General features: G+C 61.6%; 25 protein-coding genes and 1 tRNA gene. 9 read left to right on the top strand and 17 right to left on the bottom strand.

The window, feature by feature from the left end:
- Positions 1-114 precede the first annotated feature (114 nt).
- Positions 115-1,938: a glutamine--fructose-6-phosphate transaminase (isomerizing) gene (glmS, locus tag KF794_06775; GenBank protein ID QYK46370.1), complete on the bottom strand. Its 1,824-nt coding sequence runs from the start codon at positions 1,936-1,938 to the stop codon at positions 115-117.
- Between the two features lie 114 nt (positions 1,939-2,052).
- Positions 2,053-3,387, bottom strand: coding sequence for a bifunctional UDP-N-acetylglucosamine diphosphorylase/glucosamine-1-phosphate N-acetyltransferase GlmU (gene glmU / locus KF794_06770; protein ID QYK46369.1), 1,335 nt, complete (start codon positions 3,385-3,387; stop codon positions 2,053-2,055).
- A 132-nt stretch (positions 3,388-3,519) separates the two neighbouring features.
- Between glmU and KF794_06765 the strand changes: the two genes are divergently transcribed.
- Entirely contained in the window at positions 3,520-4,368 is an 849-nt protein-coding gene (locus KF794_06765) for a hypothetical protein (protein ID QYK46368.1), read from the top strand.
- Between the two features lie 24 nt (positions 4,369-4,392).
- Positions 4,393-5,307 carry a DMT family transporter gene (locus tag KF794_06760; GenBank protein ID QYK46367.1) on the top strand — a complete coding sequence of 305 codons (915 nt, stop codon included), beginning with the start codon at positions 4,393-4,395 and terminating at the stop codon, positions 5,305-5,307.
- Here the strand turns inward: KF794_06760 and KF794_06755 are convergent.
- Positions 5,304-6,467 carry an amidohydrolase gene (locus tag KF794_06755; protein QYK46366.1) on the bottom strand — a complete coding sequence of 388 codons (1,164 nt, stop codon included), beginning with the start codon at positions 6,465-6,467 and terminating at the stop codon, positions 5,304-5,306. The genes KF794_06760 and KF794_06755 overlap by 4 nt on opposite strands.
- 206 nt (positions 6,468-6,673) lie before the next feature.
- On the opposite strand from KF794_06755, the gene KF794_06750 reads away from it, so the two are divergent.
- Positions 6,674-7,327, top strand: coding sequence for an HPP family protein (locus KF794_06750; GenBank protein ID QYK46365.1), 654 nt, complete (start codon positions 6,674-6,676; stop codon positions 7,325-7,327).
- Positions 7,328-7,340: 13 nt separating this feature from the next.
- Here the strand turns inward: KF794_06750 and KF794_06745 are convergent.
- Positions 7,341-7,415 (bottom strand) — tRNA-Lys (locus KF794_06745).
- A 191-nt stretch (positions 7,416-7,606) separates the two neighbouring features.
- Between KF794_06745 and gmd the strand changes: the two genes are divergently transcribed.
- The 3 genes from gmd to KF794_06730 are packed head-to-tail and all read left to right on the top strand — an operon-like array spanning position 7,607 to position 10,578.
- Positions 7,607-8,665 carry a GDP-mannose 4,6-dehydratase gene (gene gmd, locus KF794_06740; GenBank protein QYK46364.1) on the top strand — a complete coding sequence of 353 codons (1,059 nt, stop codon included), beginning with the start codon at positions 7,607-7,609 and terminating at the stop codon, positions 8,663-8,665.
- 17 nt (positions 8,666-8,682) lie between these two features.
- Complete coding sequence (locus KF794_06735; protein ID QYK46624.1) at positions 8,683-9,618, top strand: GDP-L-fucose synthase; 936 nt, start codon at positions 8,683-8,685, stop codon at positions 9,616-9,618.
- Positions 9,619-9,633: 15 nt separating this feature from the next.
- On the top strand, positions 9,634-10,578 hold the full coding sequence (locus KF794_06730) for a hypothetical protein (GenBank protein QYK46363.1): 945 nt from the start codon (positions 9,634-9,636) through the stop codon (positions 10,576-10,578).
- Here the strand turns inward: KF794_06730 and KF794_06725 are convergent.
- From KF794_06725 to KF794_06710, 4 genes are read right to left on the bottom strand one after another with little or no spacing between them, the layout of a single operon-like run.
- Positions 10,559-11,347: a heme ABC transporter ATP-binding protein gene (locus tag KF794_06725; GenBank protein QYK46362.1), complete on the bottom strand. Its 789-nt coding sequence runs from the start codon at positions 11,345-11,347 to the stop codon at positions 10,559-10,561. The genes KF794_06730 and KF794_06725 overlap by 20 nt on opposite strands.
- A 1-nt stretch (position 11,348) precedes the next feature.
- Positions 11,349-12,437 (bottom strand): iron chelate uptake ABC transporter family permease subunit, encoded by a 1,089-nt coding sequence (locus KF794_06720; protein ID QYK46361.1) that lies wholly within the window; start codon positions 12,435-12,437, stop codon positions 11,349-11,351.
- The gene (locus tag KF794_06715; GenBank protein QYK46360.1) at positions 12,434-13,369 is read right to left on the bottom strand and encodes an ABC transporter substrate-binding protein; all 936 of its coding nucleotides are present in this window, start codon (positions 13,367-13,369) and stop codon (positions 12,434-12,436) included. The genes KF794_06720 and KF794_06715 overlap by 4 nt, the downstream gene beginning before the upstream one ends.
- Positions 13,366-13,563 (bottom strand): hemin uptake protein HemP, encoded by a 198-nt coding sequence (locus KF794_06710; GenBank protein ID QYK46359.1) that lies wholly within the window; start codon positions 13,561-13,563, stop codon positions 13,366-13,368. The genes KF794_06715 and KF794_06710 overlap by 4 nt, the downstream gene beginning before the upstream one ends.
- A 239-nt stretch (positions 13,564-13,802) precedes the next feature.
- On the opposite strand from KF794_06710, the gene KF794_06705 reads away from it, so the two are divergent.
- From KF794_06705 to KF794_06695, 3 genes are all read left to right on the top strand, one after another.
- Positions 13,803-16,019, top strand: coding sequence for a TonB-dependent hemoglobin/transferrin/lactoferrin family receptor (locus KF794_06705; protein ID QYK46358.1), 2,217 nt, complete (start codon positions 13,803-13,805; stop codon positions 16,017-16,019).
- Positions 16,020-16,178: 159 nt separating this feature from the next.
- Positions 16,179-16,517, top strand: coding sequence for an antibiotic biosynthesis monooxygenase (locus KF794_06700; protein QYK46357.1), 339 nt, complete (start codon positions 16,179-16,181; stop codon positions 16,515-16,517).
- A gap of 8 nt (positions 16,518-16,525) precedes the next feature.
- Positions 16,526-17,581, top strand: a complete 1,056-nt coding sequence (locus tag KF794_06695; protein QYK46356.1) for an energy transducer TonB — start codon at positions 16,526-16,528, stop codon at positions 17,579-17,581.
- A 6-nt stretch (positions 17,582-17,587) separates the two neighbouring features.
- Here the strand turns inward: KF794_06695 and tgt are convergent, their stop codons facing one another.
- The 9 genes from tgt to KF794_06650 all read right to left on the bottom strand — a co-directional run bounded on the left by tgt (position 17,588) and on the right by KF794_06650 (position 26,268).
- On the bottom strand, positions 17,588-18,706 hold the full coding sequence (gene tgt / locus KF794_06690; GenBank protein QYK46355.1) for a tRNA guanosine(34) transglycosylase Tgt: 1,119 nt from the start codon (positions 18,704-18,706) through the stop codon (positions 17,588-17,590).
- 9 nt (positions 18,707-18,715) lie between these two features.
- Positions 18,716-19,801, bottom strand: a complete 1,086-nt coding sequence (gene queA, locus KF794_06685) for a tRNA preQ1(34) S-adenosylmethionine ribosyltransferase-isomerase QueA (GenBank protein ID QYK46354.1) — start codon at positions 19,799-19,801, stop codon at positions 18,716-18,718.
- A 24-nt stretch (positions 19,802-19,825) separates the two neighbouring features.
- Positions 19,826-20,278, bottom strand: a complete 453-nt coding sequence (locus KF794_06680) for a peptidylprolyl isomerase (protein ID QYK46353.1) — start codon at positions 20,276-20,278, stop codon at positions 19,826-19,828.
- A 33-nt stretch (positions 20,279-20,311) separates the two neighbouring features.
- Entirely contained in the window at positions 20,312-20,929 is a 618-nt protein-coding gene (locus KF794_06675; protein QYK46352.1) for a peptidylprolyl isomerase, read from the bottom strand.
- Between the two features lie 18 nt (positions 20,930-20,947).
- Positions 20,948-21,460 carry a pantetheine-phosphate adenylyltransferase gene (gene coaD, locus KF794_06670; protein ID QYK46351.1) on the bottom strand — a complete coding sequence of 171 codons (513 nt, stop codon included), beginning with the start codon at positions 21,458-21,460 and terminating at the stop codon, positions 20,948-20,950.
- Between the two features lie 43 nt (positions 21,461-21,503).
- Positions 21,504-24,215 carry a DNA gyrase subunit A gene (gyrA, locus tag KF794_06665; GenBank protein ID QYK46350.1) on the bottom strand — a complete coding sequence of 904 codons (2,712 nt, stop codon included), beginning with the start codon at positions 24,213-24,215 and terminating at the stop codon, positions 21,504-21,506.
- Positions 24,216-24,337: 122 nt separating this feature from the next.
- Positions 24,338-24,736 (bottom strand): DUF2306 domain-containing protein, encoded by a 399-nt coding sequence (locus KF794_06660; GenBank protein QYK46623.1) that lies wholly within the window; start codon positions 24,734-24,736, stop codon positions 24,338-24,340.
- Positions 24,737-24,748: 12 nt separating this feature from the next.
- Complete coding sequence (locus KF794_06655; protein QYK46349.1) at positions 24,749-25,093, bottom strand: YdhR family protein; 345 nt, start codon at positions 25,091-25,093, stop codon at positions 24,749-24,751.
- An 11-nt stretch (positions 25,094-25,104) separates the two neighbouring features.
- The gene (locus KF794_06650) at positions 25,105-26,268 is read right to left on the bottom strand and encodes a homoserine O-acetyltransferase (protein QYK46348.1); all 1,164 of its coding nucleotides are present in this window, start codon (positions 26,266-26,268) and stop codon (positions 25,105-25,107) included.
- Positions 26,269-26,333: the final 65 nt, after the last annotated feature.

The following is a 26,333-nucleotide window of genomic DNA, read 5'->3' as shown; positions in this document are numbered from 1 at the left end:
ATTGCGGCAAGATTAGCCGGGCTGCCGGAAAATGGAAGATGGGTCCGCGTGCGGACGGTTCACATCGCCGGGAGCGGCGCTGACAGGCCGGAAACGGGGCGGTTCGCCCACCCGTCACTCCACCGTCACCGATTTCGCAAGATTGCGCGGCTGGTCCACGTCCGTGCCGCGCAGCACGGCGACATGGTACGCGAGTAGCTGTACCGGAATCGAGAAGACCAGCGGGGAAACCGTCGCCGGCATGTCCGGCAGCGTGAGGACCGTCGCGGCATTGATGCCGGCCGCGGCTGCTCCCTTGCGGTCGGTCAGCAGGATGATCCTGCCGCCGCGCGCCAGCACTTCCTGCATGTTGGAAGCGGTCTTCTCGAACACGAAGTCATGCGGCGCGATGACGACGACCGGCATGTGCTCGTCGATCAGCGCGATCGGGCCATGTTTGAGTTCGCCGGCGGCATAGCCTTCGGCGTGGATGTAGGAGATTTCTTTCAGCTTCAGCGCACCTTCGAGGGCGAGCGGATAGTTCGTGCCGCGGCCAAGATAAAGCACGTCCTGCGCGTTCATCAGCTCCTTGGCGAGGCGCTCGATGTCGCTCTCAAGTTTCAGCGCTTCCGCCATGTGGCGGGGGACTTCGATCAGCGCATGAACCAGCTTGCGCTCGTCGTCCCGCGAGAGATGCCCGCGCGCCCTGCCCGCCGCAATCGCCAGCGCGGCAAGCGCGGCAAGCTGGCAGGTGAAAGCCTTGGTGGAAGCAACGCCGATTTCCGGCCCTGCAAGCGTGGGCAGGATCGCATCGCTTTCGCGCGCGATGGTGGAAGTCGAGACATTGACCACCGAGAGAATGTGCTGGCCGTTCTCCTTCGCGAAACGGAGCGAAGCGAGCGTGTCGGCGGTCTCGCCGGACTGCGACACGAAAATTGCAAGACCGTTCTTCGCGAGCGGCGCATCGCGATAGCGGAACTCGGAGGCGATATCGACATCAACCGCGATCCGCGCGAAGCGCTCGAACCAGTATTTCGCGACCTGCCCGGCATAGAACGCCGTGCCGCAAGCGGAGATGGTGATGCGCTCCAGCTTCCTGAAATCGAACGGCAGTTCGGGAAGACGCACTTCCTCTTTCGCCATGTCGATGTAATTCGCGAGCGTGTGGCCGACCACTTCCGGCTGCTCGTGGATTTCCTTCGCCATGAAGTGGCGGTGATTGCCCTTGTCCACGATGAAGGAACCGGCGGCGACTTTCTGCACCGGACGCTCGACCTTGCGGCCCTGCTCGTCGCGGATTTCGGCGCTGGTGCGGGTTAGCACCACCACGTCGCCTTCTTCGAGGTACGCGATGGTGTCGGTCAGCGGCGCGAGCGCAATCGCGTCGGAGCCGAGATACATCTCGCCGTTGCCGTAACCGACCGCGAGCGGGCTGCCCTTGCGCGCGCCGATCATCAGGTTTTCGTCGCCGTCGAACAGGAACGCGAGCGCAAACGCGCCGCGCAATTTCGGGAGCGACTCCTTCACCGCTTCGGCAGCGCTCAAGCCGCGCTTCATCGCGTCGGTGACGAGATGCGCGATCACTTCCGTGTCGGTTTCGGTAACGAAGTTCGCGCCGCGCGCGGTCAGTTCGTCGCGCAGCTCGCGAAAATTCTCGATGATGCCATTATGGACGACGGCCAGCTTCTCGGTCGCGTGCGGATGGGCGTTGATTTCGTTCGGCGCGCCGTGGGTCGCCCAGCGCGTATGGCCGATGCCGATTTTCCCGGCGAGCGGCTCCTTGTCGAGGCGCGTTTCGAGATTTTTCAGCTTGCCGCTGGCGCGGCGGCGCGTCAGCGCGCCATGCTCCAGCGTCGCGACGCCTGCGGAATCATATCCGCGATATTCGAGCCGCTTCAGCGCGCCGACGAGTTGCGGCGCGACCGGCGTGGTTCCGAGAATACCGACAATGCCGCACATACGATCAATCCACCCGTATCTTTCGCGGGAATCTACCCGCATCCGGTTTAAATCGCGTTCAAAGGCGCAACGAAATCACATCCGGTTTCGCCCGGTTGCTACGAAGCGTTAAGCCTATTTCTTGGCTTTCCCGCGGGCTTTGCGCGTTACCGTGGCCCAATCCGGCTTGTTCGCTTGCCGTCCGCGCGCAACCGCCAGCGCGCCCGCGGGGACGTCTTCGGTAATCACCGAGCCGGTGCCGACATAGGCACCCTCGCCGATCGTCACCGGCGCGACCAGCGCGGTATCCGAACCAATAAACGCGCCCTTGCCGATGACGGTTTTATGCTTGTCAAAGCCATCGTAGTTACAGGTGATGGTGCCGGCGCCGATGTTCGCTTCCGCGCCGACTTCGGCGTCGCCGACATAGGAAAGATGGTTCGCCTTCGCGCCGTCGCCGAAGCTCGCCGCTTTCACTTCGACAAAATTGCCGATCCTGGTTTTCGCACCGAGCTTCGTGCCAGGACGCAGCCGCGCAAACGGACCCACCACCGCGCCTTCGCCGATCTCCGCGCCTTCGACGTGCGAGAAGGCGCGCACCGTCGCGCCATCCTTCACGGTGACGCCCGCGCCGAAAAATACGTTCGGCTCGATGGTGACGTCTTTTCCGAATTTCGTATCGGCAGAGAGGAACACCGTCTCCGGCGCGATCATGGTCACGCCCGCTTCGAGCGCGGCCTTGCGCAGCCGCTTTTGCAACTGGCCTTCCGCTTCCGCAAGCTGCGACTTGTCGTTGATGCCCATGACTTCCTCCTCCGGCGCTTCGCGCACGGTGACGTTCAGGCCGTGTGCGCGCGCGATCGCGACCGCATCGGTCAGGTAGAATTCCTTTTTCGCATTCTCGTTCGTGATGGCGTCCAATAACGCAAGCGCGTGCTTGCCCTGTAGCGCCATGATGCCCGCGTTGCAGAGCGTGATCTTCTTCTCCGCTTCGCTTGCTTCCTTTTCCTCGACGATCTTAGCGAGGCCGTTTCCGTCGATTACCAGCCGGCCATAGCCGTGCGGATCGGCGGGACGAAAACCGAGCACCGCGACCGCGGCATCCTGCAACGCATCCGCCAGCGCGGAGAAGGTTTCGGCGCGCAGCAGCGGCGTATCGCCGAAGGCGATCACCACGTTTTGCCCGCGCAGCGCTTCGCGCGCAGCGAGCACGGCGTGGGCCGTGCCGAGGCGTTCGCGCTGGACGAAGATACCCGCATCTTTCGCATGACGGCGGACCTCGGCCGCGACGTCTTCACGGTCCGGGCCGATCACCGCATCGAGCCTTCCCGCGCCGCTGCGGGAGGCAGCCTGCAAGACGCGCCCGATCAGCGTGGTCCCGCCCACCCGGTGCAGCACTTTCGGGAGTGTGGAACGCATCCGTGTGCCTTCGCCGGCGGCGAGTACGAGGACTGAGAAATCGGTGGCCAAATCGCGTTCCGGGCTGCTTCTGTGGAGGATTGGCGGGCGGTGTAGCCGAACCGGGCGGCAGGAGGAAGCGCGCAGGGGTTAACGCCCGACTCTGGTAGATTCCGCCAAACGATTCGGCGGCATCGGGCATTCATGGCGACACCCAAAATCGACCCCCGCAAGGACGGTCCGCGCAAGGCGCCTCCCGCGACGCCGCTGCGGGCCTATGCGGCGTGGGGGCTGTTCGCGGCCATTGCCCTTGTCGCGGCGGGAGGCGTTTTCGTCTGGCGCGACGGCAAGGCTCCCATCGCGCAGGTTCAGGCCCCGCCGCCCCAGCCGCAGGTCGTAGTCAATCCGAACCCCGAACGCGAAATCAATCGCCTCAACGAAGCGGTCCGCGTGCTGGCCGCCGAGCGCGACCGCCTCGCCAACCGGCTCGACGAGCTTGAGCGCTCGGTCACCGACATCACCGCCTCCATCCCGCAGAAGAAAAAGCTGCCGGCGATGAAGGAGGACGTGCCGCCTGCACCCCCCACTGCTCCGCCGCTGGAAGTGGTGACGCCGCCCAACCCGCAGCCCCGGCCGCAGCAGAACGGGAACAACCAGTTCCAGACAGATCCGCAGAACCCTGCGCCGCAGGTGTTCGCGCCTCCGCCGCAGCAACCCGTGCCCCCACAACAACAGCAGCCGCAGCAGCCTGCGCCGGAAGTCACCAACACCATCAAGACCGAGTTCGCCGTCGATCTCGGCGGCGACCGCAACGTCGCCGCGTTGCGCCGTCGCTGGACCAGCTTGCGCGACAATCACGGTGCGATTGTCGAGAACCTGCGGCCGCTGATCCAGGTCAAGGAAGGCACGAAACAGGGGACGGTCGAGTTACGGCTCGTCGCCGGGCCGATTGCGAATGCCGCCGATGCCGCGCGCGTCTGTGCGCGATTGCAGATCAGCAACGTACCCTGCGTGCCCACCGTATTCGACGGACAGAGGCTTTCCATTCGCTGACGGCTGCCGTAAGCCGTCCGCGCAATGAAAATACCTAACCGCGCCGGCATCTACGCGCTCCTGTTCGTGATGCCGCTGTTCTTCGTCTCCAACCTCATCATCGGACGCGCCGTGACCGACGCGGTCGCGCCCGCGACGCTCGCATTCTGGCGCTGGTTTCTGGCCGCAATGATGCTGTTGCCGTTCGCATGGCGCGGATTGATCGCACATGCCGGGACATTCAAATCGCTATGGCGCGAGTTGTTGTGGCTTGGCGTGCTCGGCATGGTGTTCTGCGGCGCAGGTGTCTATCTCTCTCTCCGCTACACCACCGCGAGCAACGCGGCGCTGATCTATACCTCGTCGAGCATCTCGATCGTGGTGATGGAAGCGCTGTTCTTCCGCGAGAAACTGGCGGGCGCAAAACTGCTCGGCACGCTGATCGGGTTTCTCGGCGTCGCGGTGATCATCCTGCACGGCGAACTGAGCCGTCTGTTGAGTTTCCAGTTCAACATCGGCGACATCGGAATCGCGCTGGCGGCATTTTCATGGGCGATCTATTCGGTGGTGTTGAAGCGGAAGGAACTTCGCGCACTGCCCACGCTGCCGTTGTTCGCCGCGATCACGATTGCAGGTTCGTTGACGCTTTTGCCGCTCGCGCTTTATGAAGCGACGCAGCACGGCCTGCTTCCACACGGGCGAAACGAATGGATCGCTATATTAGCGCTCGCGATCTTTCCGTCGGTGCTGGCGTTCGGCCTGTATCAGATCCTCGTGAAATACGCCGGTCCGTCGCTGACCGGGATGTCACTGTATCTGCTGCCGGTATACGGCGTCGCGCTCGCCGTGCTCACACTAGGCGAGCGGCTTTATCCCTATCACATCGCAGGACTGGCGCTGGTGCTTGGTGGCATCGCGCTTGCGACCAATCCTTTCGCGCGCAAACCGGACGCGGCCTAGGCGGGCATGCTCTTTTCGACCAGGCGCACCCAATACGAAGCGCCGAACGGAATTGCGCTGTCGTTGAAGTCGTAGGCCGGGTGATGAAGGTTGGCGCTGTTGCCGTTGCCCATGAAGATGAAGGCGCCGGGGCGCTCCTCCAGCATGAAAGCGAAGTCTTCGCCGCCCATAACGGGTGGCGTCTTGGTATCGACGCTCGCCTCTCCCGCGATCTCGCGTGCAATCGAGGATGCGAAATCAACCGCCTGTTCGTTGTTCACGACGACCGGATAGTCGCGGGAATATTTCGCCTTCACCTTCGCGCCGTACGTCTTGCCGATGCCCTCCGCGATTTCGACGATGCGCTTTTCGAGCAGGTCGCGCACGCTCGCCCGTAGGCTGCGCGCAGTACCACGCAACAAAGCGGTCTGCGGAATGACGTTATCGGCGTGCCCGGCCTGAAACAGCGTGATCGAGACGACCGCGCTTTCCAGCGGATCGACGTTGCGCGACACGATGCTTTGCAGTGCGTTCACGATCTGCGTGCCAACGAGCACGGTGTCCACCGCGAAGTGCGGACGCGCGGCGTGACCGCCCACTCCTTCGATCTCGATGGAAAGCCGGTCGGCCGCCGCCATGATGGGGCCGGAGCGCATCGCGAACTTGCCGACCGGAAGGCCCGGCATGTTGTGCATGCCGTACACTTCGCGAATGTCAAAGCGCGTCATCAGCCCGTCGTCGATCATCGCCTTCGCGCCCGCGCCACCTTCTTCGGCGGGCTGGAAAATCACGACCGCAGTGCCTGCAAAATTCCGCGTCTCGCAGAGATGGCGCGCAGCGCCGAGCAGCATCGCGGTATGGCCGTCGTGGCCGCAGGCGTGCATTTTGCCCGGCACCTTCGAGGCGTAAGGCAGGCCGGTGATTTCATCGAGTGGTAACGCGTCCATGTCGGCACGCAGGCCAACCACCTTGTCACCGGGTTTGCGGCCCTTTATGACGCCGACGACTCCAGTGCGGCCGATGCCCGGCACCACTTCATCGCAGCCGAATGACTTGAGTTTTTCCGTGACCGTCTGCGCGGTGCGATGCACCTCGTACATCAGCTCAGGGTACTGGTGTAGTTCGCGACGCCATTCGGCGACCTCGCCGGCTTGGTCGGCGATTCGATTGAGAACGGGCATGGATTGGAGAACTCCGTAAAAGGCGATTCAATCGAAGCGGCGCAGAGGGGTCAACCTTGCACGAAAAACGCAAATTCAGCCTCCGGATTTCACAAAATCGGGTTTTCCGGTGCGGAAATACGCGAATTTGACTGGAATATCCGCCAATTTGCGGTTTTATCCTCCTCCTGCGAGATCGCCTCAATTTTAGGCAGGACATTCAATTCATGGGCCCGAAGACACGCATCCGCGTCTGGACCAAATCCAAGGTCAATTACCGCGACTATCGCATTCATATTCGCGCTTCGATTGGCGCGCTCGTCGGGATTCTCATCACCGGTTACGTGACGAAGATTGCACTCGGCATCGACAGCATGAGCGCAATGGACAAAATGGACGCGGTGGCGTTGCCGCTCCTGATCGCGCCGATGGGCGCTTCCGCGGTCTTGCTGTTTGCCGCATCCCATAGTCCGCTGGCGCAGCCTTGGTCGATCATAGGCGGCAACACCATTGCCGCGTTCGTAGGTGTGTTCACCTGGATGTGGTTGAAAGACCCGATCGCCGCATCCGGAATCGCGGTCGGCGCATCCATCGGCATCATGTCGCTGCTCGGCTGCCTGCATCCACCGAGCGGCGCTGTTGCATTGACTGCCGTGCTCGGCGGCCCCGCCGTTCACAACCTCGGCTATACGTTCGTGTTGTGGCCGGTAGGTCTGAACTCGTTGCTACTGCTCATCGCTGCGCTGATCTTCAACAACGCAACCGGCTTACGCTATCCGCCGAAGAAAATGCCGGCCGCGGCCGCTCCGGTCAGCGTGCCGGTACCGGTGCAACAGCCGGCGGAATTGCTTCCGCATGCGCAGAAGGAAAGAGCAGGGTAGTTTTTTCGAGACTTGGTGAGCCCGGATGGGATCGAACCATCGACACCCTGATTAAAAGTCAGGTGCTCTACCACTGAGCTACGGGCCCGCCGGGCGGGACTGGTACGGACCCCTGCCGGGCGCGTCAAGCCGCGCGGGCGCGTTTATTCCCCGAAAACGGCCGCTCCCTACCAGCTTGACTTTCCTTGCTGATCGCCTCCTTTGAGCCTCCGGAACCGGACGCGGGGCAAATCGACGAAACCTTTCCGTTCGCCAGCCGGTCTGACCAAGGAAGGCGCTATGAAATCCGCACTCATTTCCGGCGTCACCGGCCAGGACGGCGCGTATCTCGCGCGGCTCTTGCTCGACAAGGGCTACCGGGTGTTCGGCATCAAGCGCCGCTCGTCGAGCTTCAACACGGGCCGCATCGACGACATCTACGAAGAGCCGCATGTAGAGCACGCGCGCTTCACGCTGTTCTACGGCGACATGACGGATTCGACCAACCTGATCCGCATCGTGCAGGAAACGCAGCCGGACGAGATCTATAATCTCGCCGCGCAGAGCCACGTCCACGTCAGCTTCGAGACGCCGGAATATACGGCGAACGCCGACGCGATCGGAACATTGCGCATGCTCGAGGCGATCCGGATTCTCGGCCTTGGCGAGAAGACGCGCTTCTATCAGGCGTCGACTTCCGAACTTTACGGCGACGCGAAGGAGTTTCCGCAATCGGAGACTACGCCGTTTCGTCCGCGCAGTCCCTACGCCGCTGCGAAGCTCTATGCCTACTGGATCACGGTAAACTATCGCGAGGCCTACGGCTTCCACGCCTCCAACGGCATCCTGTTCAACCACGAAAGCCCGATGCGTGGCGAGACGTTCGTTACGCGCAAGATCACGCGTGCGGCCGCTGCCATCCATCTTGGAGTTCAGGACAAGTTGTGGCTCGGCAATCTCGACGCGAAGCGAGACTGGGGTCATGCGCGCGACTATGCCGAAGGCATGTGGCGGATTTTGCAGCAGGATAAAGCGGACGACTATGTGCTCGCGACCGGCGAGTCCCGCTCGGTGCGCGAATTTACGGAGCGAACCTTCGCGCATCTCGGCTACGAGATCGAATGGAAAGGTAGAGACGCCGAGGAAAAAGGTTTCGACCGCAAAAGCGGCCGTGTACTGGTCGAAGTCGATCCGCGTTATTTCCGCCCCACGGAAGTCGAGCATCTGCTCGGCAACGCCGACAAGGCACGCAAGAAACTCGGCTGGCAGCACAAGGTCGGCTTCGAGGAACTGGTGCGCGAGATGGTGAGCGCAGATCTCGAACTCATGAAACAGCAGAAGAACCAGACGCGCTCATGAACGCGCTGCCGTATTCGCTGAAGGGAAAGCGCGTCTGGGTCGCGGGCCACAAGGGAATGGTCGGCTCCGCCATCGTGCGTCGATTGGAGCGCGAAGATTGTGAGGTCATTGTCTCCGAACGCACGCAAGTGGATCTGCGGCGGCAGGAGCAAGTCGAGCGCTTCGTAAAGGAGCGACGCCCACATCTGATTTTTCTCGCCGCGGCGAAGGTAGGCGGCATTCTTGCAAACGCAAGCTATCCGGCCGATTTCCTGTTCGACAATCTCGCGATCCAGAACAACGTGATCGACGCCGCTTATCGCAACGAAACGGAAAAACTGGTTTTTCTCGGCTCGTCCTGCATCTATCCGAAACTCGCGCCGCAACCGATCAAGGAAGACGCGCTGCTCACCGGCCCGCTGGAGCCGACCAACGAGTGGTACGCAATCGCGAAGATCGCAGGCATCAAGCTATGCCAAGCGTATCGCAGGCAATATGGCTGCGACTTCGTTTCCGCGATGCCGACAAACCTTTATGGCCCCGGCGATAACTTCAATCTTGAAACCTCGCATGTCGCGGCGGCGCTAATGGTGAAGGCCGTGCGCGCAAAGGAGGCCGGGACGCAAACGCTGGAAGTCTGGGGCAGCGGTAAACCTTTGCGGGAATTCCTGCATGTGGACGACTGTGCGGATGCGTTGGTCTTCATCGCGCAGCATTACAGCGCCGACGAGCACATTAATGTCGGCTTCGGCAGGGACCTGTCGATTGCCGAACTCGCACAGATCATTCTCGATGCCGTGGGCACGAAAGCCTCGCTCGCCTTCGACCCTTCGAAGCCCGATGGCACTCCGCGCAAGCTGATGGACTCTTCGCGCCTCGCCGCGCTCGGATGGAAACCGAAGATCGGCCTGCGCGAAGGCATGCAGCAGACGCTGGCCTGGTATCTCGCCAACGCCGCGAAAGCGCGCGCCTGAGAGTTACGAAAATTCATGCCGCGCATTTTTACTTCAAATTTTTCCGGCCTCGCCAACCGGCTCGAAGGGCTGACGCTGAGCTTCGCGATTCAGAAGGCATATGGCCACGACATCTACCTCGACTGGCCGGAGCTTGATGCGTTCGACGTGACCGGATCATCACGCCGCAAGATGCGGCCGTGGAACCGCATCGGCAGCATGAAGCTATCGACCTGCGACGACGCGCAGTTTCAAACGCTTGGCCGCTACCGGACGATCTTGCAGCGCGTGATCTACACGCCGCCGGTCACGCAACCGTTTTATCTCGAAACGGCGCGCCGCATCCGTCCGCACGAGCCTTACATAAAGACACTGGAGCAGACGTTTGCGCCGTTTCGCGGGCGCCCTGTTGTTGGCGTGCATATCCGCGGCGGAGATTTCGCGCTGGTGGACGAACAAACCTACGACATCACGCGCGCACGGCATCAGGCGGTACCGATGTGGTGGTACGAGCATGTGATGCGCCAGTATCGCAGCGCATTTCCCGATGTAGCTTTTCTCTTGTGCCATTCCGGCGACCCGGCGCGGTTCGCGGCGTGGCGGCAGGAATTCGATACATTCGAACTGCCCGTAGATTCCAGCTTTCAAGTGCGTTCCGAGCATCAGTCAGCAAGCCATCCGATCGCGGACTTGTTTGCGCTGGCGTGCTGCAACGTCATCATCGCGACGCCCAATTCCAGCTTTTCGCATTTTGCCGCGAACGCGCTCGGCCACCCGGCGATCTCGATACTTCCGCCGCCGCAGATGTCCGCTTTGCAGCCGCGCTTCGGCATGGTGCAGCTTTATGGCCAGCGTCTTCGGAAGTGGGTCGGCGCGGTATCCAACGGCGAAGTTTTCCGATTAGCGGCGAACAATGATCTGCCCGTGCCGCAGCCTGCGCACACAGAGTGGCTGCGCGATCCTACTTTCCTGCCCGCATGATTTCGCTGACCGTCTGCGGCAGCAAGAACGGGCCATCTGGCACGCCGCGCACGCTGGCGCTCACGTCGTAGAGGTCGCGGATCAGCGTGTCGGTGACGATCTCCGAAGGCTTGCCGGCGGCAAGTACGCGACCATCTTTGATTGCGACCAGCCAGTCCGCGGTCATCAGCGCGAGATTGATGTCGTGCAGCACAGCGAGAACGCCGCCACCTTCGTCCGCATGTACGCGTGCGATCTTCAACGCGGCAAGCTGGTGCGAAAGATCGAGGCTGGCCGTAGGCTCGTCGAGCAGCAGGTACCCCTTCGATCCGTACGACCATAGCTGTACAAGAACGCGCGCTAACTGTACGCGCTGGCGCTCGCCGCCCGAAAGCGTGTCGTAAACTTGGCCGGAAGCACGCGCCATATCCACCACGCTCAATGCACGGCCGATCAACTGCGTGCCGTCCACGTGCGTTACGTTCTGCGGCAATCCAAGTTCGACGATCTCGCGGGCGAGGAACGGAAACGCGACATTGACGGCCTGCGGCAGCACGGCACGGCGCGTGGAAAGAGTCGCCGCATTCAGGCGAGCCAGCGGTTCGCCGTCGATGCTCACAACGCCCTGTTGGGGGCGATGCTCTCCGGCCAGAACCTTCAACAGCGTGGACTTGCCCGCGCCGTTCGGTCCGACGATGGCGACGACTTGTCCGCGCTCGATCACGATGGAAGCATCGTTGAGGATGCTTTTTCCGCCGGCGCGGTAGTGGATGTTGTCGGCGCGATACATTTCAGTGACCGAGCAAGCTGCGGTCGCGGCGCAGCAACCAGATGAAGAACGGCGCACCGAGGAAAGCGGTCACGACACCCAGCGGCAATTCGGCCGGTGTCGCGACCGTGCGCGCGAAGATGTCGGACGCCGTGAGAAGTGCCGCACCAAGAAGCGCGCTACCGATCAGCAAACGGCGGTGTGCTGGTCCGGCAGTCAGCCGCAATAAATGCGGCACCACCAGTCCGACGAAACCGATCACGCCTGCCACGGCGACGGCCGCGCCGACACCTGCTGCTACGATCACGATAGCGAAGCGTTTGAGCCGTTCCACATCGATACCGGCGTGGAACGCTTCTGCCTCGCCGAGCGCAAGAGCATCCAGTCCGCGCGCGAGCCGCAACGTGCCGAGAAACAGCAGAATGGCAAACGGCAAGGCCAGCATCACGCGCGTCCAGGTGGAGCCGCCGAGACTGCCTAGTGTCCAGAAGGTGAACTCGCGCAACTGCTGGTCGCTCGCGACGAAGATGATGAGGCCAGTACCCGCGCTCGCCAGTGCACCAAGGGCGATACCTGCGAAGAGCAGGTTCGCAACCGGCGTGCGGCCATTCACAGTCGCCAGACGATGCAGGAGCAATGTCGAAATCAGGCTACCGAGAAAGGCAGCCAGCGGCAGCGCATAGCTGAACAGAACGCCCGGCAGAAACGGCAGCGCGAACGCGCCGAAAACGATCCACGCAACCGCGGCCAGCGCCGCACCGGGTGAAACACCGACGAGGCCGGGATCTGCCAATGGATTGCGGAATATCCCCTGCAACACCGCGCCCGCCATTGCGAGCGTGGCGCCTACGATAGCTGCAAGGATGGTCCGCGGCAGGCGGATGTCGAGGACGACAATCGCGTCGCGCATGTCTATGCCGCTCTGCGCGCGGACACCCCATAGCGCGTCGTAGAGTATGCCGAGGATTCTTTGCGGCGCGATCACGACCGGGCCGATCGCAAGCGAAGCAATCAGCGCGACGAGCAGAAAGCCGGCGCAGCCAAGCAGAACCCATCTGCCGGGTGGCAGCGCGCGACGAGAGTCGCGCAGCGCAATGTCGCCACCGCTCATTGCGTCGTGGTAGCGCCTGTCCAGGACCGTGGCGGCAGCTGCGGCAGTTTGAGTTCGGGATAAACGGCTGCGGCGAGATCGCGCGCGGCGTGCGCAGTACGCGGGCCGAAGCTGAGATAGTAGGACGGCACGGAAACGAGACGCTTGTCTTTCGCGGCCGGCGTTCCGTTGAATGCGGGCAAGGCGAACAGAACTTCAGGGCCGAGGCCGTGCCCGCGCTCCAGCATCGTCACGACAGTCTGCGGGTGCGATGCGAGTGTCGCTTCCACCGTCGCTGGTTTATAGCCGTGCAGACCCTTGATCGCGTTATCGACGCCACCGAGAGCGAAGATGCCTTCCGCGCTGGTATGTTCGCCCGCTACCGTCGGCGTGCCATTGCCGACTGCAAGCACGAAGATCGCGTTGCGGCGTGCAGTAATCTTTGCACGCAAGGCAGTTAGTGCCGCGAAGTCTTCCGCGACCAGTTTCGCAAGTTCTTCGCCTTTTGCGGGAACACCTAGTGCCGCCGCCACGAAGCGGATTTTCTTCAATACGGCTTCCTCAGTGTATCCTTCGGGAACAAGCGCGAACGGCACCGATGCGCGGGTCAGCACTTCGATTGCATCGGGCGGTCCCGAGCCTTCGATCGCGAGGACAACGGTCGGCGCAAGCGACAATACGCCTTCCGGCGAAAGCGCGCGCATATAGCCGACGCTGGGACGCTGCTTCACTTCCGGCGGATACGTGCTGGTTAGATCGATGGCGACAACCTTGTCGCCAAAACCGAGCGCGTAAACGATTTCGGTCACCGCGCCGCCGATCGTCACGATGCGCGAAGTATCCGAGATTTCAACTTGTCTGTTGCTGGCGTCCTTGACGCTCCATCCGCCCGCAAGCGCGGAATGGCTCACCACGCCAATCAATACGGCGGCAAAAACGAGAACGCGCTTCATTTCGTAAGGATCAACTTGTTCAGGGCGGTCAGGCGCAGGCGATACACGTCGCCTTCGTGGCCGATCGTAACTTCTTTCGTGCCGACAAAAATGTCACGGCTTTCAATTCTATTTCCGGATACCGGAATTTTACGCGATGCGGCATCTGTCTCGCTAGAGCGCGCTCCCGCGATTTCTTCCGATTTTCCCGCCATTCCCCGGCCTTCCATGCGCACTCGCTGCCCAGTTTTGAATAATTCTTAGAAGCTGCAGTTTAGAACTGTTTTTATCTAGGAATATCAACAACTTGACCCTAGTACGCCCGAACAGTACGAATAGCAACTAATTCGCGGAACCGGGCTGGTTTTGCGAAATGCCTGCCAGCAAGCTGTCGCGTTCTTCTCTCCGCGTATGCCCGCAAGCTCCGGCAAAAAAAGAAAAAGTGGGGCTTCAAATGGCTGTTAATTCCGCGCAATCACGCGCGCTGTTTCTTGGACTTTCCGTCTCCACGGTTTTGGTTAGCACCGCTTTAATTCCGGCGCGCGCGCAAACCGTTTATCTGGATCCCATCACCATCGTTGCGACGCGAACCGAAGAACTCGCGATCAATTCACTGGCTGCGGTCAGCACGATTCGTGCCGATGAAATCGAACGGACGCGCCCTGATCGCGTATCCGATCTTTTCGTTGCCACGCCTGGCGTGACTTTCCAGGATCGCGCGGACGAACCGGGCAATGCCGTTAACATCCGCGGCTTGCAGGACTTCGGCCGTGTCGCGGTGCTGATCGATGGTGCGCGCCAGAACGCGTCGCGCACGGGTCACTTTGCGCAAGGCTTCTTCTATCTCGAACCGGAAATGATCGGCGGCGTGGACGTGGTCCGCGGTCCGGTCGCCAACATCTATGGTTCCGGCGCGATCGGCGGTGTGGTTTCGATCCGCACCAAGGAAGCAGGCGACATTCTCGCTCCCGGCCAGCGCTGGGTGATCGAAACGCAGGGCACCCTCGGCAACAACACCGGCAGCGGTGTACTTTCGTCATTCGGTGCATACCGTGAAGCGAACTACGAATTCATCGCTGGTGTGGTTCACCGCGATCAGTCGAAGTATGCCGACGGCACCGGCTATGTGATTGCAAATAGCTGGCAGCAATCGACCAGCGGCCTGCTGAAGGCTACGTTCCGACCTGCCGATGGCCACTCCATCACGGCAGGCGTGGTTATGCTCGACACCGAATACAATTTCGGTCAGCCGACCCGTCCCCCGCTTGCGCTCAATCAGGGCACTTCGATTTACGCAACCGACACCAAGAACTACACCACGAACATTCGCTGGAGATACGAGCGGCCGGACGACAACATCTTCAACTGGGATGCCAACGTCTACTGGAACCGCACCGACAGCAACCAGCTTAAGATCGCGCATAACAGCACGACACCGGCGGCTTATTGCGGCGGCCTGGTGCCGGGCAACAACATCACGGGCTGCGTCGGCGATCTTCGCGGCTTCCAGACCGATACGGTCGGTTTCGACGTCAACAACACCAGCCGTTTCCAGACCGGTAACTGGAAGCACGCCTTCACCTACGGCGGCGACTATTTCAACGACAGCGTTTCGACCTTCGACCCGCGTGGCACCGGCGACCTGACGACGCCGGGCGGACGCCGCGAAGTGTTCGGCGGCTTCCTGCAGTGGAAGGGTAACTACCTTAGCTGGCTCGAGGTGATCGGCGCCGTGCGCTACGATCAGTACATCTTCAATGCTGCCGGTCAGGAGAACAACAAAAGCCGCTTCTCGCCGAAGATCACGATTGGCGTGACACCCGTTACGGGCGTGCAGCCCTACGTTAGCTACGCCGAAGGTTATCGTTCGCCGACCCTCACGGAAACGCTGGTTATCGGCGCGCATCCGACCGGCGGCGGCCCGGGCGCTTTCGTCTGCCCGGACGGCAACCCCGGTTTCTTCTGCTTCGCGCAGAACCTGAACCTTCGGCCCGAAATCGGCCGGAACAAGGAAATCGGCGTCAACTTCAAATATGACAGCGTGCTGCGTCCGGGCGATGCGTTCCGCGCGAAGCTCAACGTGTTCCGCAACGACATCGATGACTTCATCGAGCTGACCGGCTTCGGCGCGTTCAACGGAATGTACGGTACGTTCAACTTCTACCAGTACCAGAACATTTCGCAGGCGCGCATCGAAGGTGCCGAGTTCGAGAGCACCTACGATGCAGGCGACTGGTTCGCGGGACTCGCAGCGCAGTACCAGCGCGGCAAGAACCTCGACACCAATGTCGGCCTCGTGAACGTGCAGCCGAATAAGGTCGTCACCACCCTCGGCTTCCGCTTCTTCGAGCGCAAGTTGACGGCATCCATCCGCTGGGCGGCTGTCGCTTCGCATGACGATCTGCCTGCGAACTACATCCCCACGGACAGCTATCACCTCGTGAACGTGTATATGTCCTACAAGGTGAGCGAGTTTGTTCAGCTTGGCTTCAATATCGACAACCTGTTGAACGAGAACTATCACCTCTACCCGATCATCCGTTCGACGCCGACCGACAACCAGAACGACTCGCTTTGGGCGAGCGCGGCGCCGGGAATCACATTCAAGGGTTCGCTGAAGATCCGCTATGGCGACACGAACCCGCCGTTGGGATCGCTGGCCCAGCGTTAAGAAATCAGGGAGCGCGGTTCGCCGCGCTCCCGCCGAGTTTGGCTCTAGCGAGCCGCGAGTTCAGGCCATTCGCTCCGGAGATTTCCGGAGCGGTGGCTGGCGCTTTTGACAAGACCGTCGGAAGTGTGTCCAACCCAGCCAAAATGCGAGGTATTGGCCATGTATATCGCTATGAACCGCTTCAAGGTCACCAAGGGGCAAGAATCGGAGTTCGAGCGCGTTTGGCGCGAACGCGACTCTTACCTGAACACGTTGCCGGGCTTTCTTGAGTTCCATTTGCTGAAAGGTCCTGAGCGCGAAGATCACACGCTCTACTCCAGCCACACAGCCTGGGCGACCAAAGCGGATTTCGAAAACTGGACGAAGTCCGACGCCTTCAAGATTGCCCACGCGCGTGCCAATGAATTGAAACCCGCCGTACCGCTCTATCTCGGTCATCCCGAATTCGAAGGGTTCGAATCCGTGCTGGTGCAACGCATGCCGGGTAAAGCCGCCTAACGCGCGCTATGCAAAGCGCTCCGCAGCCATCGAAACGGCACGACGAGGCGCCGCACAGCGCCGAAATCCTGCCGTTTCCGCTGCGGGCGTCACGCGACGAAAAAGGCGGCGCAAACGACAATCGCGCAGCACCTGAAGTTTCGATTACGCCGCTTCCGTCCGCCAAACGACGCAAAAGCAAGAAGAATTCCGAGCCGGAACTAAGCACGGCCGAACGGCCTTCGCTGGAGCCGCTACGCATCCGCGAATGGCTCAAGCAAGCAGCGATTGCCGCTGTGATCCTTCATCTTGTGGCATTCGCGGCGCTACAGGTTCAGTTTTCAAACGACCTCGAGCGCGCGGCGGCCAATGCCTCCGCTAATGCAGATGGTACCGTAACGCTCGATGTAGAGATCGTTGCCGACAAGATGCTTCCGGTTGCGCCGAAGAAAACCAATATGACGGCGCCGGACGCGAAGACGTTCACCGACACGACGCCGCAGGTCGAACAGCAGAAACAGCAGGCGCAGCCGAAAGCGCCGCCCGCGCCCAAGGAAGGTCCGGTATTCGCGCTCCCGCAGGAGCAATCCGCGCCGCCGCAGAAGAAAGCGGAAGAAGCCAAGGAAGCCCAATCTCCGAACCAGGAAAAGGTCGAGGAGCAAAAGCCCGAGCCGGTGGTTCAGAAAAAGAAAACAGCCGACCCGAAAAAGAACCAGGCCAAGGCGCCGCCGAGCGCCGCTGCTTCACCAAATCGCGCGGCGCCGAACCAGCCGCGTCAGGGTGTCGGAGGTACCGCGAATGCCTCGAGCTATCACGCGCAGGTGCTGGCGCATTTGCAGCGCTTTCGCACTTATCCGCCCGGCGCGCGCGAGCGCGGCATTACGGGTGTCAGTACAGTGACGTTCACTCTTTCCGCTAGCGGTGCCGTGATTTCCGCTTCGCTTAGCGGCAGCAGCGGTCAGGGCATTCTCGACCAGACCGCACTCGCAATCGTGCGCCGCGCCTCGCCGTTTCCGCCGATCCCGCCGGGACTGGGCCGCTCCAGCATGACCTTCGCGGCGCCGCTTCGTTTCAACCTGCGCTAGCTTTACTTACGCTGCTTCCGCTTCGCTTTCGCGCCAGCCGGCCTGCGTTTCGGCGGCAAAGTCCGCGAACGTGCCGTTCGCGATCGCCGCGCGCATTCCCGCCATCAGCGACTGGTAATAAGCAACGTTCGCCCATGACAGGAGCATGGAGCCGAGCAACTCATTCGCTTTGATGAGATGATGCAGATATGCGCGCGAGTAATCCCGTGCAGCCGGACAATCGCTGGCTTCGTCAAGCGGGCGCGTATCCTCGGCGTGACGCGCATTCTTCAGGTTGAGTTTGCCGAAGCGTGTAAACGCCATCGCGTGACGCCCCGCCCGCGTCGGCATCACGCAATCGAACATGTCGATTCCTGCACCGACCGCCTTGAGCAAATCGTCCGGAGTGCCAACACCCATCAGGTAGCGCGGTCTATCCTTCGGCAATTCCGGAATGGTCTCGCCGATCATCGCCAGCATGACTTCCTGTGGCTCGCCGACCGCAAGACCGCCGATGGCGTAGCCGTCGAAGCCGATGCGGCCGAGTTCGCGCGCAGACTCCTTGCGGAGCGCGGACAGCGCGCCGCCTTGCACGATGCCGAACAACGCACGATCCTGCGGCACGCCGAAGGCACGCTTCGAGCGCTCGGCCCAGCGAAGCGAAAGCCGCATGGCGCGTTCCGTATCGGCATCGCTGCATGGCAGCCGGACACATTCGTCGAGCTGCATGGAAATATCCGTGCCGAGCAAGTGCTGGATCTCGATGGCGCGTTCCGGCGTCAGCTCGTACATGGTGCCGTCGATGTGGGAACGGAATTTCACGCCGTTCTCGTTAAGCGTGCGCAGCGAGGCCAGCGACATCACCTGGAAACCGCCGGAGTCAGTCAGGATAGGCCCGTCCCAGTTCATGAATTTGTGCAACCCGCCGAGCTTGGCGATGCGTTCCGCGCCGGGACGCAGCATCAGGTGGTAGACGTTGCCGAGGATGATGTCCGCGCCGGTAGCGCGCACGTCGTCGAGGAACATCGCCTTCACGGTCGCTGCCGTGCCGACCGGCATGAAGGCCGGCGTGCGCACGACGCCGCGCGCGGTTTCAAGCGCGCCGGTACGAGCCGTTCCATCGGAAGCCGATACGGAAAACTTCATGGCCGCGTTCTATCGCGGCTGCTGCGGAAACAGCAAACAGGCATCGCCATACGAATAGAAACGATAGCCGTTCGCAATCGCGTGCGCATAGGCGCGCTTCATGCGCTCAAGCCCGGAAAAAGCGCTGACCAGCATGAACAGGGTCGAACGCGGCAGGTGGAAGTTGGTCATCAATACATCGGCCGCGCGGAAGCGATAACCGGGCGTGATGAAAATGCTGGTCTCGCCCGACCATGGAGCGAACTGGCCGTCTTCGTTTGCCGCGGATTCCAGCAGGCGAAGCGCCGTGGTGCCGACTGCCACGATCCGGCCGCTGCGCGCGCGAGTTTCGTTCAGCGCTGCCGCGGTTTCCGCGCCGATCTCGCCCCATTCGGGATGCATCTTGTGCTCGGCCACGTCCTCGCTTTTCACGGGAAGAAACGTGCCCGCACCGACATGCATGGTCAGCCTGTGCAGCGAAATGTCCGACTGCTTCAGTTTTGCCAGCAATGCATCGGTGAAATGCAAACCGGCTGTGGGTGCAGCGACCGAGCCTTCATGCTTCGCGAACAGGGTCTGATAGTCGGCGCGGTCCTGCTCGTCGTCCTGCCGTTTTGAAGCAATGTAGGGCGGAAGCGGGATGTGACCGAGCGCTTCGATGGCGTCGTCGAGGGTCGGCCCGTGAAAATCGAAACGCAGACCGATTTCTCCGCCCTCGCCTTTACTCTCCACGGTCGCATCCAGCGCGCCGAGCAGACAGACGCGGGACTCGTGACCAAAGCGGATGCGGTCGCCGACCTCGATCCGCTTTCCCGGTTTTGCGAGCGCCTGCCAGCGTTCCGGGCCGGTGCGGCGGATCAGCGTCGCCTCCACGCGCACCTGGTTGCCGTCACGGTCGCGCACGCCGTTCAGCCGCGCAGGGATGACCTTGGTGTCGTTGACGACCAGCGCATCGCCTGCGCGCAGAAACGACGGCAAGCTACCAACGCTGCTGTCTTCGAGTTCCGGCCGCACATCGGGGCGAACGACCAGCAACCGCGCGCTGTCGCGCGGTTGCGCCGGCCGTAACGCGATGGCCTCATGGGGAAGTTCGAAATCGAAGTCGCCGGTTTTCATCGCTGGCGCGCCCGCGCCCGCGGATCACGCCGCCATCTTGGCGGAGATGATCTTGTCGGGGTTCTGCACGGGTTCGCCGCGCTTGATCTTGTCCACGTTCTCCATGCCCGACGTCACCTCGCCCCAGACGGTGTACTGGCCGTCGAGGAAGCGCGCATCGTCGAAGCAGATGAAGAACTGGCTGTCGCCGGAATCCGGGTTCTGTGCGCGCGCCATCGAGACGGTGCCACGCACATGCGGCTGGTTGTTGAACTCGGCCTTGAGCTTCTTGCCGGAGCCGCCGGTGCCGGTGCCGTGCGGGCAACCGGTCTGCGCCATGAAGCCGTCAATCACGCGGTGAAACACTATGCCGTCGTAGAAGCCCGACTTCACCAGTTCCCTGATGCGGGCGACGTGACCCGGCGCAAGATCGGGCCGCATCTTGATCGTGACGGGGCCTTGCGTGGTTTCGAGCAGCAATGTGTTCTCGTCGGACATTTCCGTACTCCTTGTATTTGTTTGTCGGCGCGATCAGTTCGCGATGGCGCGGACGATTTTGTCGGGCGTGCGCGGCGGCTCGCCGCGGTTGATCTTGTCCACCACATCCATGCCCTGCACGACCTCGCCAATCACGGTATACTGACCGTTGAGGCTGGATTGCTCGGCGAACATAATGAAAAACTGGCTGTTGGCGGAATTGTTGTCGCCGCCCTTGCGCGCCATGCCGACGATGCCGCGACGGAACGGAACGTTCGAAAACTCCGCCTTGAGGTCCGGATAACGCGAGCCGCCGGTACCGTTGCCGTTCTGGCCGTCGCCGGTCTGCGCCATGAAGCCTTCGATCACGCGGTGGAACGGCACATTGTTATAGAAGCCTTCGCCGGCAAGCTGCCGCAGGCGCTTGGCATGGCCGGGGGCGAGATCGGTGCGCAGGCGAATGACGATGGTGCCCTTGGTGGTTTCCAGCGTCAGGGTGTTGCTGCCGGCCTGCGCGGTTTTCGTGTTCTTCTTGTCGCCCTTGGTCGCGGCTTTTGCCTTCTGTTCTTCCTTCGAAGGCGTGATGCTCTTCCACGGATCGATGCCCTGCGCAGTCGCCGTAAGCGGCGGGCAAAACGCAAACAGGAACGCGAAGGCTTGAAGGACGCGCATAACTCTCTCCCTAACGGCTTATTTTCGCGGAAACTTCGCCGCGAGTTTTTTTACGATGAAATCCGGCACGAACTTCGAGACATCGCCGCCCATTGCCGCGATTTGCCGTACCAGTGTGCCGGTAACATGGCGCGTTGCAGGCGTCGCGGGAATGAATACGGTCTGGATCGCCGGCGCCATTTCGCCGTTCATTCCGCTCATCTGCATTTCGTAGTCGAAATCGGTGCCGTCGCGCAGCCCGCGGATCAGGAGCGTGGCCTTGGATTTCTTGGCGGCGGCAATCACCAGCCCGTCGAACGTAATCGTCTCGACCTTCACCTTGTAGGCGCGCGAGATCGAGGCGGTCGCCTTTTCGATCATCGCCCTGCGGTCTTCCGTCTCGAAAAGCGGCTTCTTGCCGGGATGAATGCCGATTGCCACCACGACGCGGTCGCACATGCGCGCGGCCGCTTCGAGCACGTCAAGATGCCCGTTCGTGATCGGGTCGAAACTGCCCGCGTAGAGCCCGACACGTTCCACGACATTTGCCATGACGATTGGTACCCCGTCTTTCCTGCGCGCGGCAAGCAGCGCGCTAGCTGCCGTTTCCGGCCTCTTCTTCCTCGCGGATACGCTCGACGGAGACAACCTTCTCGTCTTCGCCGGTATCGAACACGGTCACGCCCTGCGTGGAGCGGCCCGCAATGCGGATGCCCTCGACATGGGTGCGGATCAGCTTGCCGCCGTCGGTGACCAGCATGATCTGATCGCCTTCCTCGACCGGGAACGACGCGACCAGCGGGCCGTTGCGCTTGTTCACGGTCATGGCGACGATGCCTTTGCCGCCGCGGCCGGTGATGCGGTACTCGAACGACGAGGTGCGCTTGCCGTAGCCATGTTCGGTCAGCGTCAGGATGAACTGCTCGGCCGCGCCCATCTCCGCGTAGCGCTGCTGCGAAAGTTCGATCGCGCCGACCTTCTCCTCGTCGTCGCTACTGTCGTCAGCCTCGTCGCCGCGCCGTACCGCATTCGCCATCTTGAGATAAGCGATGCGCTCCTCGCTGCTCGCTTCGATATGGCGGATGATCGCCATGGAAATCAGCTTGTCGTCGTCCAGCTTGATGCCGCGCACGCCGGTAGAGTCGCGGCCCTTGAATACGCGCACGTCGCTGACGGGGAAGCGGATGCACTGTCCGCCCGCGGTGGAGAGCAGGATGTCGTCGGCGTCGGTGCAGAGCGCGACGTCGGCGATGGACTCGCCTTCCGCCAGCTTCATCGCGATGATGCCGGAGCGGCGAATATCGACGAAATCCGAGAGCGCGTTCCGGCGCACGGTGCCGCCGGTGGTCGCGAACATAATGTTGAGCTTGTCGCGCTCCGCGTTGTCGGACGGCATGGTGATGATCGAGGTGATCGCCTCGTCCGGCTGGATCGGCAGCAGGTTCACGAACGCCTTGCCGCGCGCCTGCGGAGCCGCGAGCGGCAGCTTCCAGACTTTCAGCGTGTAGGCGCGGCCTTTCGAGGAGAAGAACAAAACCTCGTCTAACGTGCTCGCGACGAACAGGCGGCTGACGAAATCCTCCTCGCGCGTCTGCATGCCGGCGCGGCCCTTGCCGCCACGGCGCTGCGCGCGATAGGTCGAGAGCGGAACGCGCTTCACGTAGCCGGCGTGCGAGACGGTCACGACCATGTCTTCCGGCGCGATCAGCGCTTCTTCGTCGATCTCGCCCAGTTCCTCGCCGGAGATTTCGGTTTTGCGCGGCGTCGCGAACTCGTTCTTGATCTCGGTCAGTTCGCCCTTGATGATCGACTGGATGCGCGCACGCGAACGCAGGATTTCGAGATAATCCGCGATCTGCTTGCCGAGTTCGTCGAGTTCGGCAGCGATCTCGTCGCGGCCGAGCGCGGTCAGGCGTTGCAGGCGCAGGTCGAGGATGGCGCGGGCCTGTTCTTCCGACAGCTTGTAAGTGCCCTTGGCGGAAACCTTGTGGCGCGGGTCGTCGATCAATTCGACCAGCGCCTTCACGTCCTTCGCCTGCCATTCGCGCGACATGAGTTCGTCGCGCGCGGTCTGTGGGTCCTTCGCGCTACGGATGACCTTGATGACTTCGTCGATGTTGGCGACAGCTATCGCAAGACCGACAAGGATGTGAGCGCGGTCGCGCGCCTTGTTCAGCAGGAACTTGGTGCGCTTGCCGATAACATCTTCGCGGAACGCGACGAAGGACGACACCAGGTCATGCAGGTTCATCGTGGCCGGGCGGCCGCCGGTCAATGCGACGATATTGGCCGGGAACGAAGACTGCAGCGCGGTGAAGCGGTAAAGCTGGTTCAGTACGATGTCGGCAATCGCCTCGCGCTTCAGTTCGACCACGACGCGCATGCCGTCGCGGCTCGACTCGTCGCGGATGTCGCCGATGCCGTCGATCTTCTTGTCGCGCACAAGCTCAGCGATGCGCTCGATCATCGACGACTTGTTCACCTGATATGGAATTTCGCTGACGATGATGGACTCGCGGTCGCGCTTGTCCTTCTCGATGGCGACGCGGCCGCGCACCATGATCGAGCCGCGGCCTGTGTGATAGGCCTGCCGGATACCGTTCTTGCCGAGGATGATGCCGCCGGTCGGGAAATCCGGACCCGGCACGATCTCGGCCAGTTCGTCGAGCGTGATGTCAGGCTTGTCGATCAGCGCGATACAGGCGTCGATCACCTCGCCGAGATTGTGCGGCGGGATGTTCGTCGCCATGCCGACCGCGATGCCGCCCGCACCATTGACCAACAGATTGGGAAAGCGCGCGGGCAACACGACCGGCTCTTTTTCCGAGCCGTCGTAGTTGTCCTGGAAATCGACCGTCTGCTTGTCGAGGTCGTCGACCAGCGCATTCGCGATTTTTTCGAGGCGCACTTCCGTGTAGCGCATCGCCGCCGGAGGATCGCCGTCGACCGAGCCGAAGTTGCCCTGCCCGTCCACCAGTTCGACGCGCATGGAAAAGTCCTGCGCCATGCGAACGAGCGCGTCGTAGACCGACTGGTCGCCGTGCGGGTGGTATTTACCGATGACGTCGCCGACCACGCGCGCGGATTTGCGGTAAGGCTTGTTCCACTCGTAGCCCTGCTCGTGCATCGAATAGAGGATGCGCCGATGCACCGGCTTCAAACCGTCGCGTACGTCCGGCAGCGCGCGCGCCACGATCACGCTCATCGCGTAATCGAGATAGGAGCGGCTCAGCTCGTCGGTGATCGAAACGGGCTTGATGTCCGAGGGCGGCAAATCCCCCGGATTGGGTGTCTTTTCGTCGGCCACTTGGTTCGGATGATCCGGCTGAAATCAGTGCCCTTTTTCTAGCCGATTCCAACATGGAAGGCCAGCAAACAGGGCCTCCGGACGTGGATGATTTAATAGGTATTTCATATACTTAGCAGGGTTCATCCACCGAACAGGACGCCATGCATGATGCGCCCCGGCACAAAGGTGAAAATACCTGCGATCACCAGCGCGCCCGCGAAGAGTCCAAGCATCCACTTGCTATGCAGCCGCACTTGATGACGCCGCGCGAGCCACACCGCAATCGGCAGGTTGATCAGCGTGAAGATGGCGAGCAAATGAATCGGACTCCAGATTCGCCACAGCCTGATGTGATGAATCCAGAACGAGCTGATTGCCACAACCAGCATCAGGATCACCCAGATCCAGCCGAAGGTGCGGTGCGAGAAAATGCCCTTGGGCCGCGCGAACTGCACGAGACCAAGCACGAAGGCCGCCATCGCTGCGAAGGCATGGAGCTGGACCGCCGGAGAAGCGTCCAGTAGCGGCGCGAGTGACAGACAGTTTCTCCGCTATCCAGCCTTGCGGCTTTCCGCGTTGCCTTGTGATGCGACAATCGTCTCCCCAGAGACGTTATCGACGATGACCGGCGTCTCGAACCATTGCACTACCGGCGCAACGCCATAGAGACTGGTTACAAATGCACGCCATTCGTCGTTGTACATCCGCTCCGCATCGGCACGCGATTTCCAGTGATAGATGCCGCCCGCGACCTTGCCGTCCTCCGACACGATGTAGTGTTTCCGGATCAGGCCGGGTTTGTCCTTGTATTTAGGCGCGCTGCCCTGGAACCGCTTCGATGCTTCCGCGCAGGAAATCGCGGAAGGCAGATGAAATTGCACGACCGTGGTGAACATTTCCGCTCCTGTTATTTCTCTATGAAGGCGGCGATCTGGTCTTTCGCCTGTGCGATACCGACGACGCCGTTCAGGTGGCCGTTCGGGCCGTCTAGCTTCACGGTCTGTACCGGCGTGCCGTTGGCCGCGATTTTCTTCGCACCCGCTTCGACTATTTCGGCTGTGAAGACGAGATCGCTTGGTGCGTAGATCATCAAGGTCGGCGCCTTGATCTTCGCCGGATCGACACTGAACGCCTGATTGGCTTTCACGAGATACAGGAAATGATTGGCGTCGGCGGTCTTCGCGCGTGCCGCGCCTGCGACATCCAGCGTTGCCTCAACTTTGTACTTCGCGTTCCAGATCTTCGCTGGATCCTTGCCTTCTTCCGCAACTGCGACACCGAACGCCTTGTCCGCCCACTGCCACTGGTTCGCGTGGAGCGAAACGATCTTGAGCGCGGCAGCAAGGCCTTCATTCGGCGCTTCCTTGCCGTAGTAGTCGCCGCCGTTCCATTTCGGATCGAGCAGGATCGGCTGTGCCCAGACATTCAGCCAGCCGATCAGGAACGCTCCCGGTTCGACGGCCGAGATCACGGGAATGATCCGGTCCACCATTTCGGGATAGCTCGCGGCCCATTCATAGACCTGCAAGCCGCCCATTGAAGCGCCCATCACCACTTTCAGCTTCTTGATGCCGAGGCTTTCGACGAGTGCCTTCTGCACGTTCACGAAGTCCTTGATGGTCACGACAGGAAACGTGAGGCCATATGGTTTGCCGGTATCCGGGTTGATGCTCGCGGGGCCAGTCGTGATTACGTTCGGCGCATTCTGGTTGAGGTTCACCAGCGTATCGACCGAGATCACGTAGTACTTGTTGGTGTCGATGGTCTTGCCGGGACCGATGATCGAGTCCCAGTAACCTGCGACCTTGTCTTCCGGCGTGTATTTTCCGAAAGCATGACTGGTGCCGGAGAAGAAATGCGTAATCAGGATGACGTTGGACTTGTCCGCGTTGAGCGTGCCGGCTGCCTGCCATCCGACCTTCACGTTCTTGATCGTCTGCCCGCCTGCCGTTGTGTAGGACGGCATTTCGAAAACCTGCTTCTTGACGATGAGGTCGTTCGTCTGCGCCACGGAGAATTGTGACAGCAACGCAACGGCAAGGATCGCGGCAAGGCGAAGAACGGATTTCATGGCGTGCTCCCTGATGCCGCTTACGGTGCGGCGTTACCATTGATGCAACGCCAATCCGCGTGGAA

The sequence above is a fragment of the Xanthobacteraceae bacterium genome (genome assembly GCA_019454205.1).
Lineage (GTDB): Bacteria > Pseudomonadota > Alphaproteobacteria > Rhizobiales > Xanthobacteraceae.
The sequence above is the reverse complement of the archived record's forward strand: the minus strand, read 5'-3'. Positions and strand labels throughout refer to the sequence as shown.

Bases quoted from the DNA above. Each gene is read 5' to 3' on its own strand.
- glmS (QYK46370.1), bottom strand. From the start codon at position 1,938: ATGTGCGGCATTGTCGGTATTCTCGGAACCACGCCGGTCGCGCCGCAA.
- KF794_06765 (QYK46368.1), top strand. From the start codon at position 3,520: ATGGCGACACCCAAAATCGACCCCCGCAAGGACGGTCCGCGCAAGGCG.
- KF794_06760 (QYK46367.1), top strand. From the start codon at position 4,393: ATGAAAATACCTAACCGCGCCGGCATCTACGCGCTCCTGTTCGTGATG.
- KF794_06755 (QYK46366.1), bottom strand. From the start codon at position 6,467: ATGCCCGTTCTCAATCGAATCGCCGACCAAGCCGGCGAGGTCGCCGAA.
- KF794_06750 (QYK46365.1), top strand. From the start codon at position 6,674: ATGGGCCCGAAGACACGCATCCGCGTCTGGACCAAATCCAAGGTCAAT.
- gmd (QYK46364.1), top strand. From the start codon at position 7,607: ATGAAATCCGCACTCATTTCCGGCGTCACCGGCCAGGACGGCGCGTAT.
- KF794_06730 (QYK46363.1), top strand. From the start codon at position 9,634: ATGCCGCGCATTTTTACTTCAAATTTTTCCGGCCTCGCCAACCGGCTC.
- KF794_06725 (QYK46362.1), bottom strand. From the start codon at position 11,347: ATGTATCGCGCCGACAACATCCACTACCGCGCCGGCGGAAAAAGCATC.
- KF794_06720 (QYK46361.1), bottom strand. From the start codon at position 12,437: ATGAGCGGTGGCGACATTGCGCTGCGCGACTCTCGTCGCGCGCTGCCA.
- KF794_06715 (QYK46360.1), bottom strand. From the start codon at position 13,369: ATGAAGCGCGTTCTCGTTTTTGCCGCCGTATTGATTGGCGTGGTGAGC.
- KF794_06710 (QYK46359.1), bottom strand. From the start codon at position 13,563: ATGGCGGGAAAATCGGAAGAAATCGCGGGAGCGCGCTCTAGCGAGACA.
- KF794_06705 (QYK46358.1), top strand. From the start codon at position 13,803: ATGGCTGTTAATTCCGCGCAATCACGCGCGCTGTTTCTTGGACTTTCC.
- KF794_06700 (QYK46357.1), top strand. From the start codon at position 16,179: ATGTATATCGCTATGAACCGCTTCAAGGTCACCAAGGGGCAAGAATCG.
- KF794_06695 (QYK46356.1), top strand. From the start codon at position 16,526: ATGCAAAGCGCTCCGCAGCCATCGAAACGGCACGACGAGGCGCCGCAC.
- tgt (QYK46355.1), bottom strand. From the start codon at position 18,706: ATGAAGTTTTCCGTATCGGCTTCCGATGGAACGGCTCGTACCGGCGCG.
- queA (QYK46354.1), bottom strand. From the start codon at position 19,801: ATGAAAACCGGCGACTTCGATTTCGAACTTCCCCATGAGGCCATCGCG.
- KF794_06680 (QYK46353.1), bottom strand. From the start codon at position 20,278: ATGTCCGACGAGAACACATTGCTGCTCGAAACCACGCAAGGCCCCGTC.
- KF794_06675 (QYK46352.1), bottom strand. From the start codon at position 20,929: ATGCGCGTCCTTCAAGCCTTCGCGTTCCTGTTTGCGTTTTGCCCGCCG.
- coaD (QYK46351.1), bottom strand. From the start codon at position 21,460: ATGGCAAATGTCGTGGAACGTGTCGGGCTCTACGCGGGCAGTTTCGAC.
- KF794_06655 (QYK46349.1), bottom strand. From the start codon at position 25,093: ATGTTCACCACGGTCGTGCAATTTCATCTGCCTTCCGCGATTTCCTGC.
- KF794_06650 (QYK46348.1), bottom strand. From the start codon at position 26,268: ATGAAATCCGTTCTTCGCCTTGCCGCGATCCTTGCCGTTGCGTTGCTG.